The organism is Streptomyces sp. adm13(2018) (assembly GCF_008042145.1).
In the GTDB taxonomy this organism is placed as follows: domain Bacteria; phylum Actinomycetota; class Actinomycetes; order Streptomycetales; family Streptomycetaceae; genus Streptomyces.
On the sequence record NZ_RDBH01000129.1, the window covers coordinates 1,473,070 to 1,478,829 of the forward strand.

Annotated in this window: 5 protein-coding genes; all 5 read left to right on the forward strand. The window is 73.1% G+C overall.

Translation table 11 applies throughout. From position 1 onward, the window contains the following. Nucleotides 1-830: molybdopterin dinucleotide binding domain-containing protein (locus EAO70_RS23490; RefSeq protein ID WP_315986243.1), on the forward strand; the 830-nt coding region annotated here is incomplete at its 5' end. Between the two features lie 122 nt (nucleotides 831-952). Then, nucleotides 953-2,479 carry a CitMHS family transporter gene (locus EAO70_RS23495; protein ID WP_148004775.1) on the forward strand — a complete coding sequence of 509 codons (1,527 nt, stop codon included), beginning with the start codon at nucleotides 953-955 and terminating at the stop codon, nucleotides 2,477-2,479. A gap of 163 nt (nucleotides 2,480-2,642) precedes the next feature. Beyond that, complete coding sequence (locus tag EAO70_RS23505; RefSeq protein WP_187284042.1) at nucleotides 2,643-2,906, forward strand: hypothetical protein; 264 nt, start codon at nucleotides 2,643-2,645, stop codon at nucleotides 2,904-2,906. A gap of 52 nt (nucleotides 2,907-2,958) precedes the next feature. Beyond that, the gene (locus EAO70_RS23510) at nucleotides 2,959-3,819 is read left to right on the forward strand and encodes a class F sortase (RefSeq protein ID WP_261992998.1); all 861 of its coding nucleotides are present in this window, start codon (nucleotides 2,959-2,961) and stop codon (nucleotides 3,817-3,819) included. Nucleotides 3,820-4,197: 378 nt separating this feature from the next. Further along, complete coding sequence (locus tag EAO70_RS23515) at nucleotides 4,198-5,589, forward strand: aldehyde dehydrogenase family protein (RefSeq protein WP_148004778.1); 1,392 nt, start codon at nucleotides 4,198-4,200, stop codon at nucleotides 5,587-5,589. Nucleotides 5,590-5,760: the final 171 nt, after the last annotated feature.

Consider the following 5,760-nt stretch of genomic DNA (forward strand, 5'->3'; position numbering starts at 1 on the left):
CCCTCCCCCTGGAGGCGGACCGGATGGACGAGTGCGAGATCCACGCCCGGCTGATCCTCGCCGTCTCCGGGATGCACGGGGCGCCGCCGTCCGCGGTCGACCAGCTCGCGATCGACACCACCCTCGCCAAGGCGGTGACCCAGGAGCACTCACCGGCCTACGGGGCGGACCCCGCGGAGTTCGCCGCGGGTCTCACCGGGGAGACCGGGCCCGAGCGCCGGCTCGACCTGATGCTGCGCCTCGGCCCGTACGGACTCACCCTCGACGCACTGCGGGCCCACCCCCACGGCATCGACCTCGGTCCGCTCAAGCCGCGCCTCCCGCAGGTCCTCAAGACCCGCAGCGGGCGGATCGAGCTGTTCCCCGCGCCGCTCGCCGCCGACCTGCCCCGGCTGCGGGCCGCGCTCGACGAGACACCCGACTCCGGCACCGTACGGCTCGTCGGGCGCCGCCACCTGCGCTCGAACAACAGCTGGCTGCACAACACCCCCGTGCTGAACGGCGGCTCGAACCGGTGCACGCTCCAGGTGCACCCCGACGACGCGGCCCGGCTGCGGCTCGCCGATGGCGGCCTCGCCCGGATCAAGGGCGAGGGCGGCGAGCTGGAGGTGCCCGTCGAGGTGACCGACGGGGTGCGCCCCGGGGTGGTCAGCCTGCCGCACGGCTGGGGACACGACCGGTCCGGCACCCGGCTGGCCGTCGCGTCCGCGCGCCCCGGAGTCAACGTCAACCAGCTCCTGGACGGCTCCCGGCTGGACCCGCTGTCGGGCACGGCGGTGCTGAACGGGTTCCCCGTCGAGGTGTCGCCCTTGCCGTCCACCGGGTGTTGACCTGGGGTTTTGCTCGTATTGCTCACGCGTCAACACCTTGTTAACGGCAGAAGAGGACACCTAGCGTCGTCCGGGCCGCCGCCGCTCGGCGGGAGTTCAAGGGTGAACGTGAGGTGTCCTCCATGCTGACCGTCCTCGGCTTCGCCATGATCGCGACCTTCCTGGTCCTGATCATGATGAAGAAGATGTCGCCGATCGCGGCACTCGTGCTGATCCCCGCGCTGTTCTGCGTGGTGGTCGGGCAGGGTGCCCAGCTCGGCGAGTACGTGATCGAAGGCGTCGGCACGCTGGCGCCGACGGCGGCGATGCTGATGTTCGCCATCGTCTACTTCGGGGTGATGATCGACGTCGGCCTCTTCGATCCGATCGTCCGGGGCATCCTGCGCTTCTGCAAGGCCGACCCCGTACGGATCGTCGTGGGCACGGCGGTGCTCGCCGCGATCGTGTCGCTGGACGGCGACGGCTCGACCACCTTCATGATCACGGTCTCGGCGATGTACCCGCTGTACAAACGGCTCGGCATGAGCCTGGTGGTCATGACGGGGGTCGCCGCCACCGCGAACGGCGTCATGAACACCCTGCCCTGGGGCGGCCCCACGGCCCGTGCCGCGACCGCGCTCAAGCTGGACGCGAGCGACGTCTTCGTGCCGATGATCCCGGCGCTCGGCGCGGGACTGCTCTTCGTGTTCGTCCTCGCGTACGTCCTCGGGCGCCGGGAGCGGAAGCGCATCGGGTACCTCACGCTGGACGAGGTCCTGGTGCCGGAGGCCGACCCGGTGCTCGTCACGGCGGGCGGACGCGGAGGCGGTGTGACCGGCGGGACTGGTGCGAGCGCCGCGACCGGTGTGACCGGCGGGACCGGCGGGACTGGTGTGAGCGCCGCGACCGGTGTGACCGGCGGGACCGTGGATCTGACCAAGAGGTCCGCGGGCGGCTCCGGTGACGCGCCGGGCGCCGGACCGGAGGGAGCGCGGGGTCCGGGCGAGGCCTCCGGTGGGGACGAGGGGTTCCAGGGGCTCGATCCGAACCGCCCCACCCTGCGCCCCCGGCTGTACTGGTTCAACGCCGGACTGACGGTCGCGCTGCTCGCCGCGATGATCCTCGAACTGATGCCGATCCCGGTGCTGTTCCTGCTCGGCGCCGCGCTCGCGCTCACCGTGAACTACCCGAAGCCGGCCGAGCAGAAGGCCCGCATCGCCGCCCACGCCGACAACGTCCTCAACGTCTCCGGCATGGTCTTCGCCGCCGCGGTCTTCACCGGTGTCCTGACCGGCACGGGCATGGTCAAGCACATGGCCGACTGGCTCGTCGGCGCCATCCCCGAGGGCATGGGCCCGCACATGGGACTGGTCACCGGTGTGCTCAGCATCCCGCTCACCTACTTCATGTCGAACGACGGCTTCTACTTCGGCGTCGTGCCGGTCCTCGCGGAGGCGGGCGCAGCCCACGGGGTGTCGCCCGTGGAGATCGCCCGGGCCTCCCTGGTGGGTCAGGCGCTGCACATGTCGAGTCCGCTGGTCCCCGCCGTGTACGTCCTCGTCGGCATGGCGAAGGTGGAGTTCGGCGACCACACGAGGTTCACGGTGAAGTGGGCCGCGCTGACCTCGCTGGTGGTGCTCGGCGCGGGGGTCCTCTTCGGGATCATCTGAGCCGGGTCGCCCGGTCGGCACGCCAGTCGCCCGGGGGGTGGGGGAGTGGGCCGGACGGCTTGGACTCGGGCTTCGCCTTGGGCTTGGACTCGGGCTTCGCCTTGGGCTTCGGCTCGGGTTTCGGCTCGGACTTCTGCTCCGGGTTCGCCTCGGGGTTCGCCTTGTGGTCGAGAGGCGCCGGATCGCCGCCCTGGCGCTCGCCGGGGTGATCCTGGCCGGCGCCCCGGCCGCCTTCGCGGCGCCCGGTGACAGCGCCCACGGCGGGCCACCGCACGGTCAGGTCGGCACGGTCGGCGGCGGCGCGGAGATCGCCTCCGACGACTCCTCCCGCTTCGGCATCGCGTCGGCCGCCGCCGCCGGCCTCGCCGGTACCACCGGACTGGTCCTGATCCGCCGCTCGCGCCGCCGCGACGATGGCTCCGCGTAGGTCCTCGCGCCTCACGCGCCGCCGACGGCGACTGTTCCGGCTCGCCAGGACCGTGACGGTCGCGACGGTCCTGGTCGTCGGAGGCTTCTGGTGGGCGGGAGACGAGGAGCCGGCCGACCCGGTTCTCGCTGCCGCCGCCCCCGCCGTACCCGGCGGGCCGGGCGGTGAGGGCGGCGATCCGGCGCCTCTCGACCACAAGGCGAACCCCGAGGCGAACCCGGAGCAGAAGTCCGAGCCGAAACCCGAGCCGAAGCCCAAGGCGAAGCCCGAGTCCAAGCCCAAGGCGAAGCCCGAGTCCAAGCCCGCGGCGAAGCCCGAGTCCAAGCCCGTGGCGAAGCCCGAGTCCAAGCCCGCGGCAAAGCCCGATGCGAAGGCGGCGGCGAAGCCCCGGGCCGCGCACGGCGCTCGGCCGAAGGCGGCCTCCGCGCCCCGCACGCCCGCACCGCTGGCGCGCTCGCGTCCGACCACCGTCGCCGTTCCGGCGATCACCATCGAGGCCCCCGTGATGGACCTCGCCCTCGACGGCCAGGGGCGGCTCGCCACACCGCCCGTCGACAACCCCGACATCGTCGGCTGGTACGCGAAGGGAGTCAGCCCGGGCGAGCGCGGGACCGCCGTCGTCGTCGGCCACCGGGACACCCGTACCGGGCCCGCCATCTTCGTCAGCCTCGACTCGCTCAGCCCCGGCAACACCGTCCGGATCGCCCGCGCCGACGGCAAGGTCGCCGTCTTCACGGTCGACCGGGTCGTCACCTACACCAAGGCCGACTTCCCCGACAAGGAGGTGTACGGCTCCACCGGGCGCCCCGAACTGCGGCTGCTCACCTGCGGCGGAGCCTTCGAACGGGGGAAGGGCTACGACGCCAACATCGTCGTCTTCGCCCATCTCACCGACATCGCCCAGAAGATCTGACATCGCCCGGACCGTCTGACATCGCACAGGCCGTCTGACATCGCACAGCGCATCCGAACGACGGGCCCCAGCCGCGTCCGTCGTTCCGTCCCGCGGAGCCGCCGTCCGTTCCACGGCGTCCGCGACCGCCCCGCCCCGGCGGGCCGCGCCACCCGGCGTGCGCCCCCGGGGCGGGGTCGTGTCCGCGCCACCCCGCCGCACCCTCCGTGGACAGGGTCGGACCGGGAGCGGCACGATCGGTGGGGAGGAGGTCGCGGCCCGGCGACCGCCGGACGGTGCCCCGGGTGAGACCGGGGGCACGTCCGGAGCCCCTGGCGCCCAAAAACTATCAGCGCTAGTTTGGGTGTCGAACCGGTCGGCAGTGTGAGGAGACAGCGGATGAAGGCGCACGACGCGATGTACATCGGCGGGGAATGGCGGCCCGCCGCCGGGTCCGACACGATCGCCGTCCTCAACCCGGCGGACGAGCAGGTCATCGCCCACGTCCCGGCCGGCACCGCCGAGGACGTCGACGCGGCGGTACGCGCCGCCCGCGCCGCGCTGCCCGGCTGGGCCGCTACGCCGCCCGCCGAACGCGCCGCCGGGATCGCGGCCCTCCGCGACGCGCTCGCCGCCCGCGCGGAGGAGATCGCCGCCACCGTCACCGCCGAACTCGGCGCCCCGCCGCAGCTGGCCGCGGCCGTGCACGCCGGACTGCCGATCGCCGTGGCGGGGACGTACGCGGAACTCGCCGCCACCCACCCCTTCGAGGAGAAGGTCGGCAACTCCACGGTCTACGCCGAGCCCGTCGGCGTCGTCGCCGCGATCACCCCGTGGAACTTCCCGCTCCACCAGGTCGTGGCCAAGATCGCCCCGGCTCTCGCCGCCGGCTGCACCACCGTCCTCAAGCCCGCCGAGGACACCCCGCTGACCGCCCAGCTCTTCGCCGAGGCCGTGCACGAGGCGGGGCTCCCGGCCGGTGTGTTCAACCTGGTCACCGGCCTCGGACCGGTCGCGGGGCAGGCCCTCGCGGAGCACCCGGACGTCGACCTCGTGTCGTTCACCGGCTCCACCGCCGTCGGCCGCCGCATCGGCGCCCTCGCGGGCGGCGCCGTCAAGCGGGTCGCCCTCGAACTCGGCGGCAAGTCCGCCAACGTCATCCTGCCGAGCGCCGACCTCGCCAAGGCGGTCTCCGTCGGCGTCGCCAACGTGATGTCCAACTCCGGCCAGAAGTGCAGCGCCTGGACCCGGATGCTGATCCCCGCGGACCGGTACGAGGAGGCGGTGGCGCTGGCCGCCGAGGCCGTCGCCAAGTACGTCCCCGGCGAGCGCCTCGGCCCCCTCGTCAACGCCAGGCAGCTGGAGCGCGTCCGCGGCTACATCGAGAAGGGCGTCGAGGAGGGCGCCCGGCTCGTCGCCGGCGGCGCCGAGGCCCCGCTGGAGACCGGCTACTACGTCGCCCCGACCGTCTTCGCCGACGTCACCCCGGAGATGACCATCGCGCAGGAGGAGATCTTCGGCCCGGTCGTCTCGCTCCTGCGGTACGAGGACGAGGAGGAGGCCCTCGCCATCGCCAACGGCACCGTGTACGGCCTCGCCGGCGCGGTCTGGGGCGAGCCCGGGCAGGCCGTCGCCTTCGCCCGTCGCATGGAGGCCGGGCAGGTCGACATCAACGGCGGCCGGTTCAACCCGCTGGCCCCGTTCGGCGGGTACAAGCAGTCCGGCGTGGGCCGGGAACTCGGCACGCACGGTCTCGCCGAGTACCTCCAGACCAAGTCCCTCCAGTTCTGACCGGACCACCGGCCGGGACACCCCCGTCGTCCCGGTCGCCGGAACCTGCCCCGACGGCTCCGACCACGCCAACCCCGGCATCGAGGTGGACTGGGAGGGCGCCTACGGCATCGGCTGGCCGGTCATCGGCTCCGACGACCCGAAGGTGTTCGAGGACATCCTCCTGAAGGC